The 20,849-nt window shown below is 63.6% G+C and carries 15 protein-coding genes; 4 read left to right on the forward strand and 11 right to left on the reverse strand.

What is annotated here, in order from left to right:
- Positions 1–99: 99 nt before the first annotated feature.
- Genes QMK17_RS09540 through QMK17_RS09550 form a run of 3 tightly spaced genes read right to left on the reverse strand, consistent with a single transcriptional unit; the run spans position 100 to position 7,226 of the window.
- Positions 100–4,224, reverse strand: a complete 4,125-nt coding sequence (locus QMK17_RS09540; RefSeq protein WP_283508559.1) for a murein biosynthesis integral membrane protein MurJ — start codon at positions 4,222–4,224, stop codon at positions 100–102.
- A gap of 12 nt (positions 4,225–4,236) precedes the next feature.
- Complete coding sequence (locus QMK17_RS09545; protein WP_283508561.1) at positions 4,237–6,666, reverse strand: glycoprotein; 2,430 nt, start codon at positions 6,664–6,666, stop codon at positions 4,237–4,239.
- 2 nt (positions 6,667–6,668) lie between these two features.
- Positions 6,669–7,226 carry an NUDIX hydrolase gene (locus QMK17_RS09550; protein WP_283508563.1) on the reverse strand — a complete coding sequence of 186 codons (558 nt, stop codon included), beginning with the start codon at positions 7,224–7,226 and terminating at the stop codon, positions 6,669–6,671.
- A 116-nt stretch (positions 7,227–7,342) separates the two neighbouring features.
- Here QMK17_RS09550 and QMK17_RS09555 point away from each other — a divergent pair, with 116 nt between their 5' ends.
- Positions 7,343–8,815, forward strand: a complete 1,473-nt coding sequence (locus QMK17_RS09555; RefSeq protein ID WP_283508565.1) for a CCA tRNA nucleotidyltransferase — start codon at positions 7,343–7,345, stop codon at positions 8,813–8,815.
- Positions 8,816–8,883: 68 nt separating this feature from the next.
- Here the strand turns inward: QMK17_RS09555 and QMK17_RS09560 are convergent, their stop codons facing one another.
- The 3 genes from QMK17_RS09560 to QMK17_RS09570 all read right to left on the reverse strand — a co-directional run bounded on the left by QMK17_RS09560 (position 8,884) and on the right by QMK17_RS09570 (position 12,544).
- The gene (locus tag QMK17_RS09560; protein WP_283508568.1) at positions 8,884–10,188 is read right to left on the reverse strand and encodes a hypothetical protein; all 1,305 of its coding nucleotides are present in this window, start codon (positions 10,186–10,188) and stop codon (positions 8,884–8,886) included.
- Between the two features lie 49 nt (positions 10,189–10,237).
- A complete protein-coding gene (locus QMK17_RS09565; protein ID WP_283508569.1) occupies positions 10,238–11,170 on the reverse strand; it encodes an NAD-dependent epimerase/dehydratase family protein in 933 nt (310 codons plus the stop codon).
- Between the two features lie 159 nt (positions 11,171–11,329).
- On the reverse strand, positions 11,330–12,544 hold the full coding sequence (locus tag QMK17_RS09570; RefSeq protein ID WP_283508570.1) for an MFS transporter: 1,215 nt from the start codon (positions 12,542–12,544) through the stop codon (positions 11,330–11,332).
- An 88-nt stretch (positions 12,545–12,632) separates the two neighbouring features.
- Between QMK17_RS09570 and QMK17_RS09575 the strand changes: the two genes are divergently transcribed.
- Together QMK17_RS09575 and QMK17_RS09580 are read left to right on the forward strand one after the other, a co-directional pair.
- Positions 12,633–13,322, forward strand: coding sequence for a TetR/AcrR family transcriptional regulator (locus QMK17_RS09575; protein WP_283508571.1), 690 nt, complete (start codon positions 12,633–12,635; stop codon positions 13,320–13,322).
- Between the two features lie 61 nt (positions 13,323–13,383).
- Positions 13,384–13,992 (forward strand): YqgE/AlgH family protein, encoded by a 609-nt coding sequence (locus QMK17_RS09580; protein WP_283508572.1) that lies wholly within the window; start codon positions 13,384–13,386, stop codon positions 13,990–13,992.
- 71 nt (positions 13,993–14,063) lie between these two features.
- On the opposite strand, the gene QMK17_RS09585 is transcribed toward QMK17_RS09580, so the two are convergent.
- Together QMK17_RS09585 and QMK17_RS09590 are read right to left on the reverse strand one after the other, a co-directional pair.
- On the reverse strand, positions 14,064–15,443 hold the full coding sequence (locus tag QMK17_RS09585) for a glutamate decarboxylase (protein ID WP_283508573.1): 1,380 nt from the start codon (positions 15,441–15,443) through the stop codon (positions 14,064–14,066).
- A gap of 33 nt (positions 15,444–15,476) precedes the next feature.
- On the reverse strand, positions 15,477–16,493 hold the full coding sequence (locus QMK17_RS09590) for a bile acid:sodium symporter family protein (protein ID WP_283508575.1): 1,017 nt from the start codon (positions 16,491–16,493) through the stop codon (positions 15,477–15,479).
- 405 nt (positions 16,494–16,898) lie between these two features.
- Between QMK17_RS09590 and QMK17_RS09595 the strand changes: the two genes are divergently transcribed.
- Entirely contained in the window at positions 16,899–18,101 is a 1,203-nt protein-coding gene (locus tag QMK17_RS09595) for an esterase/lipase family protein (protein WP_283508577.1), read from the forward strand.
- A gap of 63 nt (positions 18,102–18,164) precedes the next feature.
- Here the strand turns inward: QMK17_RS09595 and QMK17_RS09600 are convergent, their stop codons facing one another.
- The 3 genes from QMK17_RS09600 to QMK17_RS09610 form a co-directional block, all read right to left on the reverse strand.
- Positions 18,165–19,334 carry a GGDEF domain-containing protein gene (locus QMK17_RS09600; protein WP_283508579.1) on the reverse strand — a complete coding sequence of 390 codons (1,170 nt, stop codon included), beginning with the start codon at positions 19,332–19,334 and terminating at the stop codon, positions 18,165–18,167.
- Between the two features lie 73 nt (positions 19,335–19,407).
- The gene (locus tag QMK17_RS09605) at positions 19,408–20,382 is read right to left on the reverse strand and encodes a DUF1648 domain-containing protein (protein WP_283508580.1); all 975 of its coding nucleotides are present in this window, start codon (positions 20,380–20,382) and stop codon (positions 19,408–19,410) included.
- Between the two features lie 5 nt (positions 20,383–20,387).
- Entirely contained in the window at positions 20,388–20,789 is a 402-nt protein-coding gene (locus QMK17_RS09610) for an SdpI family protein (RefSeq protein ID WP_283508582.1), read from the reverse strand.
- Positions 20,790–20,849 lie beyond the last annotated feature (60 nt).

Genomic DNA, 20,849 nt, shown 5'->3' on the forward strand with positions numbered 1-20,849 from the left:
GCATTGTTGGAGAGCCTAGGGCATAAAGACCGCTGAGTATGAAACAAGGGCTGAAACAGGGCAGAAACACCGCTACCGGGCGCTCGCGGGGGTGCTGGGTCAGGGCTGAGCGGTGAAGACTATATCGGCGATCGACGACTGATTTCGCCCGGTGTCGCTACTGAGACCAGTGATCCACAGCAGGACGTGGCTTGTGGGCTCGGTCGCCTGAAGCGGGATTTCGGTGACCCCACTGCCGAGTGTGGCCTGCCCGATCACCGTGGTGTCGCTGAGGCTGGGCGAATCGCTCGGCGCCGATCGAATCTCGACCACCGTGCCGGGGGACGGTGAGTTCACGGTCGCGTTGGTCAGCACCTGTGACGAAGGGAGGCTCACCAGCAGGCCGACGCCGTTCTTGAGCGAGGGAAAGGGCTGGAAGTACGAGTCGGTACCCCACAGGGTCGACGGGTCTCCGTCTACGGCGTTGTCGGCGGTTCCGACGTTGTCGGCGCTGCCTTCGGGCGAGAACACCTCGACCGAATCGATGGCGACAGGCGCGGCAGCAGGAACAGCGGCAGGGCCGGCACCGGGTACAGCCGGCGCGGTCTGCGAGGTGGTGAGGCCCAGTTCCTTCTGTTCGGTCAGCGGCTCGTCGGTGCTACCTCCGGCGATGAACGTGAAGAGCCAGTAGCCGGCGAATCCGAGTACGACGACGGTCAGTACGCCGAGAACGACAAGAGCGATGTTGGTGCGACGTGAGTGTTGCTGCTCGGCCGCGATCTCTTCCGGATCGGCAAGGGAATGCCCGTTCGCGCCGGGTGCGCGCTGACCCAATCGCAGGGCCGGCATGAGGTCGGTCTTGTCGTTGACCACGGCTGCCTGGTCGAGGACATGCTGAACCGTAGCTGCCGTTCTGATACCACTGTTCTGCTCGAGCGCGCGGACTGCCACGGCCGAGATCTCGAACGGAACATCGGAACGAATTCGACGAGGTTCGACGGCGTTGCCGCTGCCGTCACGGTCCGCGGGCTTCATTCCGCCGACCGACCGCGGCGGCCCCCCACCCGCGGCGGGGTCGACCAGTGGCCAGCGGGCCGTGATCAGGGCGTAGAGCATGGCGCCCAGACCGCGGACATCCGAGCCGGGATCGGCATCGGCCAGAGTAGCCGGAAACGCCAGCACAGCGTTTCCGCTGGTGCTGATGCGTACACGATCAGGATGGTCGATGGACAGTGCGCCGCCGCTGCGATGCGCTGCTTCTGCAGCTCCTGCCAGCGCCTTGATAGCGCGGGCAGCGCCGGTCGGTGACGGCACGGTGTCGGCCATCTCACGAAGGGATCTGCCCGGAGTCCACTCGGCGACGACGATGCCACCGGAGCTTCCGCGAACCACGTCCAGTACGCGTGCGAGACCGGGCGAGTTGATTCGGCCGAGACGCAGTGTCCGAGACAGGATCGCCTGGGGACCTTCGGGTCCGTCGGCGGAGTTCGCACTCGCCCGTTGATCGGCGTCGACGAAAGTGAGCGCGACCTCACGATCGAGTTTGACGTCGTGTGCCTGCCAGAACTTGAGCCCGCGCGCGCCGCCGTGGGGGGCGAGCAGACGGTATCGACCACCGGCGACCGAGGCGCCGGGCATCAGCTGCGGGCCGCGAGGTGTGCGAGCGGCCGCACCGGAAGCCGCCGAGACTGCCTCGGTGGGCGGCGCAGCAGGAGTAGATGTGCCGGCAGGGGTTGCCGCGGCAGCAGATTCGGCGTCGTCACTTGCGGAGACATCAGTTACGGCGTCGTCGTCGGGTCCATTGCTTGCGACTTCAGCCTCCTCGACGTGTGCTTCCGGAGCCGTTTCGGGCTCGTCCGTTTCAGGAGAACCGGCCTCGGGTTGCTGATTCTTCTCGACCGAGAGTTTTGCCGACGACGGTAGGCGCAAGGTCGACTCGGCCTGCGAAGAAGCATTCTTCGCACGCTCGTCCACCTCGACTCCGCCGGTCGCTCGGTCCGTGCCGTTCACCACAGCCTCGGCCGGCCCCCCAGCCACATCGTCGTCGGTCACTCTCACTCCTTCACGCGTGTATGCCCCGGGTTGTCGGTCACGTCCACTCAGCTGAGGTCCACGCGACACGGACGGCGTCCCGGCCCGCCTGGGTCCAGGGTACGGGAGACGGTCGCGTGCAGTGTCCCATGCAGTGGGGGAAGCAACTACCGGTACCACCAGCGTCTTGTCTGCGCCAGCGCCAACGGCCGGATCGGTTGTGACGTTCCCTGGAACATCGGTTGATATTTCGACCGGCTGGGGTGCCGGGACCGACTTGCCTCGAACTCGAAGAACAAGTCGGCGGATCGCTACGGTCACGGCGAGAACTTCGGGGATGCGGCCGAACCACAGAATCGCGAATGTTATGCCCAGCATCAGGATCGCACCGATGCCAACGCGCAGCATGGCTCCGATGAAACCCAAGTTTTCGGTCAATTCACTCAGGTCAGCGATGCGATCGATGGCGAGCATCGCAGTTCCGCCTGCCGCGGATGCGATCAGCACCATCCAGATCGTCTTGCCGATATTGATCATTCGCAAGTTGCCGAGGCTTCGGTTGAGAAGGAAACCGCCGATGCAGGCGCCGACGACGAATCCGAGACCGTTCGCTACACCGAGCCACAGGACAACCTGCTGGTCGTTCTGTGCCAGTACCGGCGCGAGGGCGGACAACGCGATTTTCACACCTGTGATCCCGAGGATGATCCAGGTGGGTGTCCAGGCTTGCTCACGGGCATAGAAAACGCGCAGGTGGATGAGGACGAGCGCATAGGGAATCAGGGTGAATGCCGACCAGCTGACGGCTTCGCCGAGGCGAGGTGCGTCGCTCTTGAAATTGCCGTGTCCGAAGAGGGCCTCGCCGACCCATGGGCCTGCGAACGTCAAAAACACGACGATCGGAACCAGCGCGACCAACGTCATTCTGGTGGCTACCGACAGATCGTCGACGACAGCGGGGGTGTCCCCGTTCGCGGCGCTCCTGCTCAGGCGCGGCATTATCGCCGTCAAGACGGTGACTCCGAGGATTCCATATGGGAGTTGCAGCAGTATCCAGGCCTGCGAGTAAATGACCGGGCCTGCTTCGTCGGCGTGGGCGGAGATGTTGGTGGCGAAGACGAGGCCTGCTTGGCTGATCACGACGTAGAGGACGATGGCCGCTGCCATGCCGCCGAAGGTTTTCAATCGCGCGTCGAAGCCCCACAACGGTCGAAGGTCGACCTTTTCGCGCTTCAGGGCCGGAATCAAGGCAGCTACCTGGGTGATGACGCCGGCGGTGACGCCGAGACCAAGGATCAACACGTGCGGATCGCTGATCTGCACAGGGTCGAGCGAGATTTCGCCTGGTACCAAGAAGTAAAGCGAGAAGATACCGAGCACCACGAGGTTGTTCCACACCGGAGCCCACGCGCCGGGGCGGAAGTTCTGGCGAGTGTTCAAAATAGCGGTGAGCAGGCCGGACAGGCCGTAGAACAAGATCGCCGGAAGCAACAGATACGACAGGGCGGTCGTCAGATCGCTGCTGACCTTTGCGGTGTCGTCGATGAGCATGTTGCTGAGGACGGGTGCGCCGATGGTCGCGATCAAGGCGACGATCGCGAGCATCGTGAACGCCAGCGTGAAGAGTCTCCTGATGAACGACGCGCCGCGGTCGGGGTCCTCGATCTCGGCTCTGACCAGTACCGGGACGACGATTGCTGTCAGAACCGCGCCGAGCACGAGTTCCGAGATCATGTTCGGCAGGATCGTGGCCGAGGTGAACGAGCTCGCGATCGCACTCCCCAGAATTGCCAGCATGACGATCTGTTTGAAGAAGCCGGTGATCCGACTGACGAGAGTCGCGATCGCGATCGAACCCGTCGCAGCCAGCAGGCTCTTCTGCTGCGACTTCGGTGCAGGTGCCTCGGGGCCCGGTGTCGGCTGAGTTTCTACCGGAGGAAAATCCTCGTCGCGGAAGCGCGGGATGAGCTGGGTGACCGAATTGTCAGGAGCCGGACCGCCGTCGGGCGACGGAGGTGCTGGATAGCTCCGCATTTCACGACCGGGCATTTCACGACCGGACACTTCGCGGGGCCGACCGTTCGCGTCCCGCTCCCACGGCGCTTGGCGAGGTGGCGTCGTACGCCGAAAGACCTGCGCTGCCGGTAGGCGATTGGCAGCGCCGTCGGGAAGACGCGCGTTGTCGCCCCGGTAAGGCATATCACCGCCGGTCATGGTCACCGCCCGTCATGGCCGTTCGTACTCTTCGTCAGCTGGATCGGGTTCTCCCTTGAACCGGTGCCACAACCGGCGTCCCGCAAGCAGGAGCAGGAGGACGCCTGCGCAAGCGGTAATGATCGCAAGTGCCTGACCGTACGCGTTCGACCGTACGGACACCGCTGTAGCTTCTCCCAATTGCTGCCCGTCGAGGGTGGTCAGCGAGAAGTCGACCGACAGGTTGCGGCTGTCGTCCACCTGCGTTGGCACTGTAATGGTCCGGCTGCCCCGAGCCGGGAGGGCCGTCGCCCCGACGTCGTCGATCGTCATTTCCGATGGCGCATCGACCTTCAAGCGAACGTTGACACCAACGGGCAGGTCATTACGTGCCACCAGCAGCAACGGACTTTCTTCGGAGGCCAAGGTGTAGATGCCTCCCGGCGCCAACACCGTGATCGACTGAAAAATCGAGTTCAGCCCGCGTTCGGACGAGTCCATGCGTGTGCGAGCCGTGTTCGTTGCTTCGGCCGGGTTTGCCGAACGCTGTGCGGTGCCGAGTGATCGAAGCAAGTCCTCGCGTAGCGGCGCGGTGTAGAGCCGGGGGGTCAACACGGATTGCGGATCCTCGACGAGCGTTGCACGCAACGAGTCGATTCTTTTGCTCTGCGCACGCACCCGGTCTTCGAGTTGGACGTCGCGACCCGTTGGCCCAACCGTCCTGGTCTCGACGGGTAGGCCCGTGGGACTCGCGGCCGCAATCTCCGCAAATGGACGCGGCGTCGCCAGGCCGGTCCGCAGCAGGGACGACAAGGTGGACAGAACAGCGGCAGGTTCGTCTCCTTCTGCCGTCCAGTACTGGGGAGGTGCAATGGTCAACGCTCTGCTTGTGCTGGAGGACTGGGGGTTGCTGGAGGACTGGGGCGAGCCGGTCGACGGTACGAGGGCCGGATACGCGAGCGCACCGAGCGCATCCTGCAGGCGCGCGGTCCTCGAATCGTCCGCGAGGTCGTACTGCTGATCCTCGGGGGTGAATGCGGGGGTCGCCGGAGCGTCGCCGACGCCTGCGAGCGCGGTCGCCGCTGCGGCGTCGAACACTGTGGTGTTCAGATCGGAATCGACGTCGCTGCCACCCACGACGGAGGTGACGTCGCCGGATGCGGCAGGGGCGACGCTCGTGTCGGCGACCATCGCGGTGCTCGGGCCGACCGACCGAAGTGTTGCCGACCCGGCCTCGCCGAGTTGCCCGGTGGCACTCCACACGACTCCCCGGACCGAGGTCACCCCGAGGATGGTGTCGACGATGTCCGCCGGTGACTCGAGTGCGGCCGACGCGAGCGAGGCGTCGCCGACGTTGCCTAGAGTGTCGAGGTCGACCTGTGCGAACGGCAGTGCGGTGACGCACATGGTTCCTGCGAGTTTCTCGAGGCGACCGAGCCATGCCGATGCGCCGTCGGCGCCATTGCCCTCACGTGCAGGCCCCGTCGGATCTGCCGGGTCGTCGACGATCAGGTAGCCCCTTGTCATGTTCGACACGGTTACCAGCAGATCCGGGTCGACCGCGAGGCACATGCTCTCGGCGAGGCGCTTCTGAGGATCGAGGTCCTCGGCGGTCGCGGACTCGGCCGCCTTCAGAAGTTCATCGAGCCGCCCACCTTCACTCATCTCCCCGGCGAGATCGTCGTCGATCAACCTCACCCTCTCGTCGATGGACCCGGGAATGCCCGCGGCCAATCTCGGCTTGTCCGCGAACGGCCACATGATCGTCGTCGCCACCGGGGTCGATGTGTTCGGAGGGATCGGCACGGCTTCGGGGGCCATGGCGTCGACGACGGTCGGATTTCGGGGGACGCCGGTGACCGGAAGCAGGAAGCGGGCATCGTCGAGTCGGGCGGTGCCGCCGTACTCGGGTGTGCCATTGACGTTCAGGAGCAGCGGATACACGCCGGGGCGTTCGATTCCCAGAGACGGGCCCTGCACGTTTCGGAGCGGCATCGATATGACGAACTGTGTGCTCGCGCCACGTTCCAAGCTGGTGGCGACGGTCTGAAACTCGCCGACATTCGCAAATTCCTGCTGGTCGAGGGAAAGTGAGGTTCGCAATTCCTCGGGACGTTCGACGGCGTCCGTGCTCTGCATTCGCACACCGATGTCGTCGACGCGTCGGTCACCGACGTTGGTGACGGTGGCACGCACGGTGACGAACGGGTCGCTGGTGGTGGTGACCGTTCCGGGCGCAACGTTGTCGACGGCGAGCCGGAGGAATCGGGTTTCGGTCGTGGTGTCGGGAAGCGCGGAATCTTCGGGTTGATCCGTGAAGTCGGTCGATGCGTCCGCGTTCTCGGTCGCGGACCTATCGTTGGTCGGATCGTCGCCGGGGAACTCCTGAGCAGCAGCGACGCCGGGAGTGACGGCAAGCACCAGCGCGGTCAGTGCGGCCGCAGTGACCTTCGAAAGCCGCACGGTCACTCCGGCCCGGAATGCGTCTCGAGATCTGGGGTGGTCATTCCCTCGATCAGCTTGCCGGCGATGACGGCCAACTTTCGTTCGTCGGCGTACGCCAAGCGAGATGCCAGTTCACTGAGAGGGACCCACGCCACCTCGGTGACCTCGACATCCTCGTCGGACAGCTCGCCGCCGAGGAATCGAAGCAAGTAGTGGTGAACGGTCTTGTGGACGCGGCGTCCTTCGGTGACGAACCAGTAGTCGATGCTGCCGAGAGACGCCAGAACCGATCCGCGGATGCCGGTTTCCTCGGCGACCTCACGCATCGCGGTCTGCTCGGCTGTCTCGCCCTGTTCGATATGCCCTTTGGGCAATGACCACAGCAATCGGCCGCGGCGATCCGTGCGGCCGATGAGGGCGGCGCATCGCTGAGCCGGCGGTCCATCGAGACCGTCGACGACGAGGCCTCCAGCGGAGGTTTCGCGAACGGTGCGCAGTCTCGGCTTGTCCGCATCGGCGCGCGCGTTTCGCCGCCGCGGGTTGCGGCGGCTCCTGTTCGCACGTTCGCCAGCAGACACCCAATCCATACTAGATGGAAAGAGCACACTGTCCCGCCTGCCGCTCCGACACGGGCGTTCAGGCTCTATCGACCTGTCCCTCAGGCCCCGTCAATCGTCCCTTAGGCTCTAACACCGTGGCCGATCAGTCTCCATCTCCAGCGCAGTCCGATGTGTCCGCCGACCGTCGAGCACGCCTGTCGGCGGCCGCTGCAGTGACGCTGGAAACGCTGTCCGTCGTCCTCGAACCGCTTGCCGACAGATTCGCCGCCGCAGGCCACGAGCTGTACCTCGTCGGGGGCAGTGTGCGCGACGCGGTACTGGGCCGTCTCGGCAACGATCTGGACTTCACCACCGATGCGCGGCCCGAGGCGGTGCAGAAGCTGCTGGTCGGCTGGGCCGACAATCAGTGGGACACCGGAATCGCATTCGGTACCGTCAGCGCAGCCAAAGGCGATCAGCTGATCGAGATCACTACCTTCCGGACCGACTCCTACGACCAGGTCTCACGCAATCCCGAGGTGCTGTACGGAACCAGCCTCGAGGAGGACCTGGTTCGGCGCGACTTCACCGTCAACGCGATGGCGGTTCGTCTCGGCGCGAATGGTGCACAAGAGTTCGTCGACCCGCTCGGCGGCATGGATGCGCTGCTGGAGGGCATGCTCGATACGCCGTCGACACCCGAGAAGTCATTCGGCGACGATCCGCTCCGCATGCTTCGGGGCGCCCGGTTCGTCTCTCAGCTCGGGTTCACACTGATGCCGCGAGTGCACGAAGCGATCACAAAGATGGCCGTACAGATCGAACGCATCACCGCCGAACGGGTGCAGGCGGAACTCGACAAGCTGATTCTGGGCGAGTTCCCGCTGGAGGGCATCGACGTCATGTGCGAGACCGGGCTTGCCGCGTACGTGCTCCCCGAGGTTCCGGCGATGAAGCTCGAGATCGACGAACACCACCAGCACAAGGATGTGTACTGGCACTCGCTGACGGTACTGAAGCAGGCCATCGATCTGGAGGACGGTGACCCCGACCTCGTATTGCGTTGGGCTGCACTGCTTCACGACATCGGGAAGCCGGACACGCGAAAGCACGAAGCCGGTGGTGGCGTCAGCTTCCACCACCACGAGGTCGTCGGTTCCAAGATGGTGCGCAAGCGCATGCGCGCGCTGAAGTATTCGAAAAGAATGATCGACGATGTCTCCCAGCTGGTGTTCCTTCATCTGAGGTTCCACGGCTACGGCAAGGGGCAGTGGACGGACTCGGCCGTGCGCCGCTACGCCGCCGACGCCGGCGAGCTGCTTCCCAAGCTGCACAAGCTTGTTCGCGCCGACAGCACCACCCGCAACAAGCGTCGAGCAGCGGCGTTGCAGGCGACCTACGACGATTTGGAAGAGCGCATCTCGGCATTGGCCGCGCAGGAGGACCTGGCGCGGGTGCGTCCGGATCTCGACGGCAACGCGATCATGGAACTCCTCGGCATCCCTGCGGGTCCCGAGGTCGGCGAGGCCTGGAAGTTTCTCAAGGAACTGCGCCTGGACCGCGGACCGCTCCCCCGCGACGAGGCCGAGAAAGCGCTGCTGGAGTTCTGGCGGCTACGCCCCACGTGAGTGGAAATACGTCGCAGGGGACGTATTTCCACTCACATGATGGCCGCGTGGTGCGACGAACATGGCACCTACTTTCGGTGCGCGCGCCGAGCGTTCAGGAAGACGAGCCCGAGGCCGAGGACGTAGATCACACCGCCGACGAGAACGACGACATGAGCCGCGGTCTCTCCCGCTAGATCGGTTGTTCCCGATCCGACGGCGAAAGCGGCGACTGCGAGTGCACCGACGAAGAAGATGTTGAACACCGTGTCCTGGAGTGCGAAGACCCTGCCGCGGTGGTCGTCGTCGATCTCGGTCTGCATCGATGCATCGCCGGTGAGCTTGATGGTCTGCCCTGCGATTCCCAGCAGGAACGCACCGAGCAGCAGGCTCGTCTGAGTCAGCGACGCAATGAATGTCACCTGCACCACAGCAGCTACCGCAAGCGCCGCCATGATGGAGCGAACTCGTCCGACCCGCGGTAGCAGGAACGGCGTCAACAGCGCAGCGATCAGCATGCCTGCCGCGGTGGCCCCGACGGCGATACCGAAGCCCGCGAGCCCGCCCGGCAACGAGCTCGATGTCGTCTCCCGAAGGATCAGCACCATCACGAGCGTGTCGACACCGAAGACGATGCGATGCGCGCCGATTCCTGCCATGGCCGCGGTCACTGTCGGCGATTGCCACACCGCGACAGCTCCCGACTTCAACCCTGCGGCGATGTCGGCGAGAGCTCTCACCGCTCCGTGATCGTTGGAGGTTGCGAGAGTTGCCGGGCCGAGCGATCGTGGCGCGAAGCGGGACGCGGCGATGGTTCCGACAACCGATCCCGACGCTGCCACCGCCACTGCGACACCCGAGCCGACGTCGCCTGCACCGAAGGCAGCGATTATTCCGACGGCCGCGCCCGCGCCTGCCGCGGCGAAACCGGACCCGACGGTCGCGAGCAGCGAGTTCATCGGGACGAGCCACGATGGTCGAACCACGTGCGGGAGTGACGCCGATACACCGGCGAGCACGAACCTGCTGAGCCCCACCGTGGTCAGGGCGAGCAGAAGAAGGGGTGTCTCGCCCCCGCCCGAGCAGAGGAGTGCTGCGGTGACTGCGATGAGCACCATACGCAGTACGTTCGCCCACAGCACCACGGCGCGTCGGTCCCAGCGGTCGAGCATCGCGCCGGCGAAAGGTCCGATAACGGAATAGGGCACCAGCAACACGGCGAATCCGGCTGCAATCGCAGCCGGATTCGATTCGCGCTCGGGGTTGAAGAGAATGGCCCCGCTCAATGCGGCCTGGAAAAGGCCGTCACCGAACTGGCCTGCGAAACGGATGGCGGTGAGCTTGCCAGCGCCGGGCGAATCACGCAGCCGTGCCAGGAAGGTCTCGTTGCTCACTTACTGCACTTTAGCCCCAGCAAGCAGTGCCTCCTGACAGCGCCACTCATCACAGAGCCGGGGTGAGCTCTCGGTCCTTCCACCACGCCAAGGTCGCTGCGGCGCCCTCCTGGAGCGGGGTCGGCGCGATACCGAGGACGGCTTCGCTACGCGAGCTGTCGAGTTCGTAGGGGTACTGAAACTGGTAGAGGACATCGCACATCTCTTTCATCGGTCCGGGTACGAGGCCGAAAGCCTGGATGACCCACGCGGGGATGGTGCCGACCTTGGGAGCCGGGACCCCTGCTGCACCGGAAAGAATGCCGATCATCTCGCGCTGCGTCACTGCTCCGGCCGTCGGAGCGTGCAGGACGGTGTTCCACAGCTCCTCGTGTGCGGCGGCAACGATCATTGCTGCGGCAAAATCGGGGATGTAGGTGAAGGAATGTGGGACGTCCGCGTTTGCAATCACCCGAATAGTTTTGTGAGCCAGGATGTTTGGAACGGCACGGTCGCCCATGTGTGCCGTCAGCACACGCGGGCCGTAGAAGTCCGAGGCCGCGACACTGACGGTGGGGGTGGCGTGGGCGCCACGGGCGGCCAGCAACTCTGTTCGGACACCGAGCTTGCGGTGCGTCGCGGTACGGGGTGAGTCCTCGCAAATCGGGCCGTCGACCCTGCCGTAGGAATAGAGGCTCTCCGGAAAGACGACGACGGTGCCTGCCGCCGCATCGAGTACGCGGCGTTCCATCATGGGAAGCTGTGCGCGCCATGCCTTGTCCTCGTATGCGACGTGGGTGCAGAGGTAGATGGCGGCAGCGCCGGTGAACTCCGCAGCGAGATCGTCGGTCTCGATGTCGACGCGTCGTCGTTCGATCGAGGGGTGCTCGGGTCCCGATCCCGATCGGGTGAGAATACGGACGGAATTCCCCTGTGCTGCAAGCTGTTCGGCGACGGTCCATCCGACGGGTCCTGCTCCGATGACGATATGTAGCTGGTTCATGATGGGTCCTTCGACTCGATGAGTGAGCACTGCTCTCTGTGTTTCTTCGAGTGTGCACCCGCTTGCGCAGAAAAGCAAGAGCAGTGCTCTCTACTGCTTCGTGCCTGTGGAAGTGATCTTTTCGATCGACCCCTTCGCTCGGATCGGTTCGAAAGAAGCCTAAGGGTGCACGATGACCGGGGCATCTCGACCTGCCAACCATCCGCACACGGTCAACGGGATCATCACGGCGATCAAAGCCACGATGGGGGCGGTCCACGAGCCCGTTGCGCTGCGTACTGCCCCTGCTACGAGGGGCCCACTGGCGGCGAGGAGGTAGCCGATCGACTGAACCATGGTCGAAAGGCTCGTTGCCGTCGACGCGGTCGGCGCGCGGAGGTTGATCAATGTCAGGGCGAGCGAAAGCTGGCCCCCCTGACCGAGCCCGAGCAGGATCGCCCACACCACAGCAGTACCAACACTGCCGCCGAGGACACCGACCAAACCCGCGACGGACAACGCGGCGACGGCGACGGCGAGCGCACTCTGGCGTCGGAGGCGGGCGGCGAGGATCGGGACGGTGAGCGCGGTGGCGATGCTCGAGATCGACAGTGCCGTGAGAAGAAGACCGGCATTCTCGGCGCTGACTCCGCGGTCACGGTAGATCGTGGGTAGCCACGCGATCATCGAGTAGGCCAGCAAGGATTGCAGGCCCATGAATCCCGTGATGGCCCAGGCGATGGGCGAGCGCAGCACCCCTGATTCCCACCGCGGCACTGGATGTGCGGCAGCAGCCGCCGTCCGAGTAAATCGGTTGTAGCGCACTGCAACGAGACTCAGAGCCGCAACAGCGAGCGCGGCGGGCAGTGCCCACGCCATGAGCGTCATACGCCAATTGTGAAATACCGCGGAGTCGAGCGGGATCGTGGTTCCCGATGCGATTCCTGCACTTGCGCTGACCATTGCCGTGAACAGCCCTGTCATCAGGCCGATTCGGTGTGGAAAGAGCAGTCGCACCAGAATCGGACCGAGGACGTTCGCTGCCGCAATGCCTACCCCCGCGAGGAGAGTGCCGCATACGAGCACCGGCCACCACGGCGTCCCCCTCAGCGCGGTTCCGACGAGAACGACAACGAGGCATCCGGTCAGTACAACGGGCACGGTCCAGCGACGAACCGCTTGCGTTGCAACGAGTGCGAATATACCGAGGCACAAGACCGGGGCGGTGGTCAGCAATGCCGCAGAGCCTGCGCCGAGGTGGTAGGCGTCGCGAATTTCGGTGAGCAAGGCCGACGCACTTCCGAAGACGAGGCGCAGGTTCAGGCCGAGCAGGACGACCGTCAGGACTGCGACGCCGGTCCCCACGGCCGCCAGCGGTGTTCGCTCCGAAACCATGTACCCAAGCTAACGGTGTCCATCGAATGGCAACAGGCCGGCACCATCAGCACCGGCTCCGATTGTCGTCGCCGATACTGTGTCCTACATGACCACCACTCCCCGTGAACGTGCGCGAGCACAGACACTGGCCGATATCACTCGCATCGGCCGGGAGCACCTCGCTGCCGACGGAGCGGCCGCATTGTCTCTTCGCGCGGTCGCGCGTGACCTCGGGGTGGTGTCGTCGGCGGTGTACCGGTACGTGAAGAACCGCGACGAATTGCTGACCCTCCTCGTCGTCGACGCCTACACCGAGCTGGGGGACGAGGTGGATACCGCGATCGACGCGGTCGAGGGCCCCGTCGAGAAGTTTCTGGCGCTCGGGCGGACGGTTCAGACCTGGGGGCGACGGGTGCCGTCGAGTTACGCGCTGCTGTTCGGCAGCCCGGTTCCCGGATACCACGCGCCTGCCGAGCAGACGACGGGTCCGGGAACGCGCGTCATTGCCCAGCTGGTTCGGATCTTCGACTTGGCACATCGCTCGGGCCGATTGAAGGACAAACCGTCACCGGTTTCCCTGGCACCTTTGCACGACGACTTCTCCGAAGTACGTAACGAAATGGGAACGGACTTGTCCGACGAAGCTGTCGCTCGTGGGGTGATGGTGTGGGCGTCACTGTTCGGTGCGGTGAGCTTCGACGTCTTCGACCAGTACGGATCCGATACATTCGGTGCCCGAGATCTGTTGTTCGAGCATCAACTGGCGTGCCTCGTCGAACTCGCGGGCCTCGAATAGCTCGGAAACTTCTCTGATTCCTTGCGTCACATACCGAGGTTCACGGTGCCACAATGGAATTATGGCGGCGCATGCGGAAGAACCGGAAGACCAGACGGCATCCGTCGATCAAGCGGTACGCCCCGGAAGCTTGTTGGTGAGTTCGATCGAGCTCGTCGAGCCGACGTTCAGGCGCACCGTCGTGTACATCATCGAACACAACGATGCCGGTAGTTTGGGCGTCGTCATCAATCGTCCGAGCGAGACCGCCGTGCAGAACGTCATGCCGCAGTGGTCCGAACTGGCAGCTCGGCCGAAGGCGCTGTACGTCGGCGGGCCGGTCAAGCGGGATTCGGCGCTGTGTCTGGCGACGGTGCGCACCGGCGTCGACACCTCGACCATCCCCGGAATCAGGCGGGTCGACGGGCGGGTGGTGATGGTCGATCTGGATTCGGACCCCGCCGATATCGCGCCTTTCGTCGACGGTGTCCGTATCTTCGCCGGCTACTCGGGCTGGACGCTCGGGCAGCTCGACGGTGAGCTCGAACGCGAAGACTGGATGGTCGTCTCCGCGCTGGCTTCCGACGTCATCGGCCCTCCGAAGATCGATCTGTGGGCGCATGTGCTGCGACGCCAGCCGATGCCGCTGGCCATGCTGGCGTCGCATCCAATCGAGGTCGAGCGAAATTAGTGCCGCTGAGCTGACCGTGAGTGGTTTGCAACAGTCTGGCGTAGCAAAGCGCTCACGGCAGCGGAGCTGCACTAATGCGCGAAATGCGTCACCGTCGACCCTCCCCGCCCGGCCGCAGCGGCGTCGAGCTGATCGATGACCTCACTGATCGCGATGCACAGCAACCGCCCGAGATCGGCGCTGAAGCCTTCTCGGACCACGATGCGTAGGACTGCGACGTCGGTTGCATTGTCCGGCATCGTGTAAGCGGGCACCTGCCAGCCCCGCGCGCGCAGTTCGTGGGAGATGTCGAACACGGTGTAGTCGCGATCCCCGGTGAGCTCGAAGGAGATGACAGGTATCGCGCTTCCGTCGGTGATGACGTGGAAGGCAGGATGCTCGCGGAGATGCCCGCTGACACGAACAGCGGTGTCGCGCAACGCTTTCATGATGTCCGTATAACCGGAACGACCAAGTCTGAGGAAGTTGTAGTACTGACCGATCACCTGGTTTCCCGGTCGCGAAAAGTTGAGCGTGAACGTCGGCATGTCACCGCCGAGGTAGTTGACCCGGAACACCAGCTCCTCCGGTAGATCCTCGCGAGTACGCCAGATCGCGAAACCGATTCCGGGATAGGTCAATCCGTACTTGTGTCCGCTGGCGTTGATCGAGACCACGCGAGGAAGACGGAAGTCCCACTCCATGTGCGGATCCAGGAACGGCACGACGAATCCTCCGCTGGCTGCGTCCACGTGGACGGGAATATCCGGTCCGCCCGCCGCTGCGATCGAGTCGAGTACGTCGCAGATCTCGGCGACCGGCTCCAGCTCCCCGGTGAACGTGGTTCCGAGGATGGCACACACCCCGATCGTGTTCTCGTCGACGGCCTCACGTACCTGTTCCGGGGTGATGACGTAGCGACCGGGCTCCATCGGAAGGTACTTGGGCTCGACGTCGAAGTAGCGGCAAAACTTTTCCCACACAACCTGAACATTGCTTCCCAGAACGAGATTGGGTCTGGTGGTGTCGGCGTCACCGCGACGAGCGCGCCACCGCCACTTGAGAGCAAGACCTGCGAGCATGACGGCTTCGCTCGACCCGATCGTCGAGACTCCCGTCGCGCTACCCGGATCCTCCGGATCGAGATCGGGCGCGTGAAACAGGTCCGCGACCATGTTGACGCAGCGTTCCTCGATGGACGCCGTCGCCGGGTATTCGTCCTTGTCGATCATGTTCTTGTCGAACGTCTCCGCCATCAGCTTCTCGGCCTGCGGATCCATCCAGGTGGTGACGAATGTGGCGAGATTGAGCCTGGAGGAACCGTCGAGCATCAATTCGTCGTGAATGAACCGGTAGGCGGCCTCCGGGTCGAGTTGCTCTTCCGGCAGTCGCAGCGCAGGTACGGGGTTGGTTGCAAGTCGGCCGGTATACGCCGCAGCGATCACGCCGTCGGGATGCTCGATTCGGGGCACGTCTTCCTCCAAATAGTCTACGAATCATCAACGCTAACCATGTACCGCCGACTCCGCTTCATCCCCTACAGGCGAGTTTCCGATCGGCGAGTGTCGGGCGTAACGCTGCGCCAGCACGGCGCACACCACCAGTTGGATCTGATGGAACAGCAGCAGTGGCAGCACGATCAGTCCGACGGGTTGTCCGATGAACAGCACCGATGCCATCGGCAGTCCACTGGCCAGGCTCTTCTTGGAACCACAGAAGACGAGCACAATGCGGTCCGAGAGCGGGAAACCCATTGCGCGACCGATGAAATGGGTGAGCGTGAGTACCGCTGCGAGGATCACACAGCACACAAGGACGACGGCCACGATCTGCCACACCGACACCGCAGACCACACATGTTGATTCATGCTCTCGCTGAATGCCGAGTAGACCACGAGCAGGATCGATCCACGATCGACTATCCTGGTCGGCCCGCTATGCCGTGCCAGCCACCGTGCGACGAGGGGGCGGATCAGTTGGCCTGCAATGAACGGAAGGAGGAGTTGCGCGAGAATGTTCAGGATCGACGACGCGTCGACATGGGCCTCGCCCGATGTGTTCACCAGCAGGATGACCAGAAGCGGGGTGATGAACACACCGAGGATGTTGGAGAACGATGCGCTCACCACCGCTCCTGCGACGTTGCCCTTGGCGATGGAGGTGAATGCGATCGAGGACTGAACCGTCGACGGCACGAGGCACAGGAACAGGATGCCGGTGTAGAGCTCGGCGGAGAGCACACTCGGTTCGAGGATGCGCAACGCGAGCCCGATGAGTGGAAACAATACGTAGGTGGTGACGAGCACCACGCTATGCAGACGCCAGTGCTTGACGCCTTGCCACGCTTGCTGGGGAGAAAGCCTTGCACCGTAGATCAAGAACAGCAGACCGATGGCAATCTTGGTAACCCAGCCGAGGATGGTTTCCGCGGTACCCGTGGCGGGGAAAATGCTGGCCGCTGCGGCCACGCCGATGATGCCGAGGACGAAACCGTCGGGTTTGGCATCCCTGAGAAAGTTCACTGTCCTTACGGTATCGGCCTGGTATTGATCGCGGAAGACCGTAGACGCGTTTACTGAGAACACTCATCGTGATAGCTCTGAGGCACGCGACGACCGCGGGGTGTCGGCCACGTCGTGTCGACCCGCTGGCTTTGTGAAGGTGTCCAACCTGGACGTGGTAGATCGATCGCTTCTCCAGAGAACTCCGATATCGGTATGCAACTCGAAGCGACGCTCCTAATGTTCGTTCTGGCTCGGCGAACAGCATCGGCGCTGCGGCCAACGAGGCCGACGCGAAAGGACACTGTTGTCCGGCCTTCGGGACATCCTGGCTCTGGACTAGTCCGAGACGAAACCGATGCAGTGACGGCATTTTCGTGTTCACACGCGGTCGATGCGCAGCTGTCGTGATCACGCTGGTGACCGATGAACGAAAGCGAACGTCCTATGTCGATGAAGTATGCCCGAAGTGTCGGGCGAGTGCGCTGGATGGCCACTGTCGGTACCCTGTCCTGCGCGCTGGTTCTCGCCGGATCTGCTGTTGCCGATGCGCAGCCAACGGACGAAACCACGCCTCCTGCAACGGTTTCCCAGGACGGCACTGAGGTAGTTCCACCCGAGGGAACCGAAGCCGAGCCGAAGGCCGAAGATCTGGGGCTCGCCAAACCCAACATCACCGACGCGGCGGCGACAGTTGTCACCCAGGATCCCGAGACCGAGACATCCGGCTACGGCCCGGTGCAGAAGAACTTCCTTGCGGGCTTCCTGTACAGCATCGTCAATCCCAACGTGGCACCGCAGGGGGCGAACGACTGGAACTGCAAGCCCACTGCCGCGCACCCCAATCCGGTTGTGCTGCTACATGGTACGTGGGAGAACGCTTACAACAACTTCGCTCGCATCTCGCCTGTGTTGAAGGAGGCCGGATACTGCGTGTTCGCTCCCAACACCGGCGACAAGGACTCGAGCGCACTCGGCCATGTCACTGCTCTTCGAGGAACCGGGCCCATCGCTGACAGCGCGAAAGAGGTCGCCTTCTATATCGACGCGGTCCTCGCACGGACCGGTGCCCAGAAGGTCGATATCGTCGCCCACTCGCAGGGCAGTCTTGCGTCCCGGCAGTACATGCGTTTCGAGGGCGGTGCCAACACGGCAGATCCAAGCAAGAACAAGGTTGGAAAGATCGTCAGCCTGGGTGGTTCCAACCACGGAACCACCCTCGTCGGGATCGGAACCCTCGGACGAACGATCAACAATCTCGGCCTGAACGTACTGGGCCTCGTCGGCGCGATCGCGGGCCCTGCGGCATCGGATCAGGTCATCGACTCGCCGTTGATCAAGGCACTCGAAGCCGGTGGTGATACCGAGCGCGGCGTCGATTACACGGCAGTCGCCACTCGGTTCGATGAGGTGGTGACTCCGTTCAGGACGACGTTCCTCGAAGCAGGGCCCGACGCGACGGTGGACAACGTGCTCCTACAGGACGGTTGCGGAATCGACGTCTCCGATCACCTGTCCATGTCGGTATCTCCCCGGGTGATCGGCATCGTCAAGAATGCACTCGATCCCGTCGGTAGCCCCGCGAACGCGATCCCGTGTGTCTGGAACGGTCCGGTGACGGGCGGCTGAATTCTCCGGTAGGTCGCGAAGCCCGAACTCTGCACTCGATGCGGGGTTCGGGCTTCGTGCTTGTCAGAGCTGAACGGTGGCAGTCCGATTGCCGCCGTCGTATTTGGCGCGGTACATCATCGAATCCGCTGCGCGCGTTGCTTTGGTGATTACTGTCGGACCGTCACCCCAGAGGTCGGCTGGACTCGAAACGATCGCGGCGCCGACGCTGACGGTGATCGGAATCGAGTCGTCCGGCCGATACAGCGAAGGGTTGGTCCGATGGATCAGATCGTGAGCTTGCTCGATAGGACTGGAGAAGACGACGAGAAATTCCTCGCCGCCGATGCGGGCTACGACGCCCTTGTCGCCGAACAGCGCGCTCAATCGGCGGGCGACCGAGATGATGACGTCGTCGCCACTGTCGTGTCCGAAGTGATCGTTGACGGCTTTGAACCGATCGATGTCCACCACGATCACCACGAGTGTGTGACCGCGTTGGTGACTTTTCGACAGCAGTTGCAGAGCAGCATCTTCGACGCCTCGGCGATTGAGCAGATCGGTCAGTGGGTCGAGTAGCGAACGCCTGGCGTCACGGCCAATGGCTGTCCACGCGATGTGGGCCAAGAGGGGTATTGCGGAATTGATCGCAATGGCTACGAGACCGCCGGCCAAGGCGGTTGCGATGTCTTCTCGGTCGGAGAAGCAGGCCCTCACGATAGTGATGCCGATGAATGCAGCACACCAGGCGAGGTGCGCCAACAACCACCGCGGGCTGAGAAAGTAGGTGCAGAGCGCGCCGGTGACGACGAAGAGTCCGGATCCGATGAGTGCTCCGAAGGGCTCGTACAGAACCAGTACGGAGGTGAGTCCGACATCGCCGAAGATTGCGAAAGTCACGAAGTCTCGGCGTCGGGGAAGCGGCCCGAAGAACCACCGGAGTGCCACCGCGAGTTGTAAGAGCAGCACCAGCACGATCCACGCCTGAGCAATAAAGCCCACGGGCCCTCGCGAGCTGAACAGCATGAGTATCGATGCTGCTGCGAACAACAGGGTTGCGGCGCCGAATACGTTCTGAATGGAACGGTGCAAACCTCGGGTGGAGCGGTGAAGGGTGATCCATTCGTAGTCGAACGGTTGGAGATACCACTCACGTAATGCAGCCGATACGTTGTCTGTCGACGGTCGGCGATGACTGGCTTTCCTGGAAGAGCCGGTGCCAGCACCCACCGCTCGTTCTATGTCGTTCGTCACGGCCTCCCGCCACTACCCCCGGTGTGACACCAGACTAGCCAGCAAAAACGGCAATTGGTTTGTTTTCGAAGATTCACCGGTTCGAGGACAGCGTATTCAAAACTCCGGCGATCTGCTCGGCTCGTCCGGTGGTGATGGTCAACCGCTGTCCGTTCGCGAACGTCACGAACACTGCTGGACCCGTGGCCGTCGCGACGGCGTAATTACCCCGGCCCTTGACGCGCAGTCCCCAGCCACCGAAATCCTTGTACGGCTCGACCTCACGTACCGACGCTCCGGTCACTTCGACCAACGAGTAGTCGAACGCCGCCATGCCGAGGCTTCGGACGTGAATGCCTTCGAGGTCGACCACCAGTTCGTAGCGCATCAGCGACACCGGGAGTACGCCCAACGGTAGGAAGATGGCCACCGGCCACCAGGACTCCGCGAGCCAACAGGTCAACCCGGCCGCTGCGGCAAGGATCGTGAACAGGACTGCAACGGCAACCCTTCCTGCACCCAGCGGCTCGATGATCGGCAGTTCCTCGTCGGGCGCCAAGGGCTCGGAGGCGCGCGGCAGCGACGCAGGCGGGGGTGAGTCGGCGTCGACCCGCTCGCGGTAATCGCGCAACAACGACGCTCCGAGGAGTCCGACGCAGAAGCCGACCAACGTTCCGACGCCGAGAGCCCAGCCGGGAATTTCGACTTGGGTCACCGACTGGACGTCCAACTGCTTGCCGATGATTGCCAGGTGCAGCACGGTGATGAGGCCGACGACGGTCGATCCGATCATCAGCATGGTTCGGCGCATGATCAGCAGGGCGTGCGCGAGCGCGGCAATGGCACTGCAACCACCGCCGACCAGCACGATCACGATTGCCAGTGTCCAGGCGCTCGTGCTGGGGTTCATGAAGCCGTCGGGTTCGGTACCGGACCAGTGTGTTGCGATCTCGTCGGGCAGGCGCGAGCGCCACACGTGCACGCTGACCACTGTGAGCACGGCTGCTGCGATCGGCAGAACGACCCCGAAAATTACGCCCGCCGGATCGAAGGTTCTCTGTGTGCGCATGATGCTCAGCTCGGTGCGCAGGCATCCTTCAGGCTGCACGAGATGCAGGAGTGCCCGCATCCGCCCGCCTCGTCCACCGGCTTCGCGGCCGCGGTGCGCGCACCGATCGAACCGCCGACACCAGCAGTGACGAACGCGGCAATCAGGCACGCGACGACGGCGACGACGGCAAGGACACTCGTCAGCATCAGAGCGGCTGCGGCGCCAATTAGAAGGAGAAGAGCGGCCGCGGCGTTTGTCGGACCGGCAACCTTGTTCGCCATGATGAACGTCTCGTCGTCCCGCATCGACTCGGCCGTGCGCACACCGGCCCACCGGTTGCGCGGGAGTTTGCCCGTCAGGCCGGCAGCGGCAACGGAGCCGACGACGAGCGCGAGCACGAACAGCAGTATGGACACGACGATCACGCCGGTAAGAATACGTCGACTACAGGCCGAAGTACCAGGCGGCCCAGCTCACGCTTTACG

This window comes from Rhodococcus sp. G-MC3 (assembly GCF_030063335.1).
In the GTDB taxonomy this organism is placed as follows: domain Bacteria; phylum Actinomycetota; class Actinomycetes; order Mycobacteriales; family Mycobacteriaceae; genus Rhodococcoides.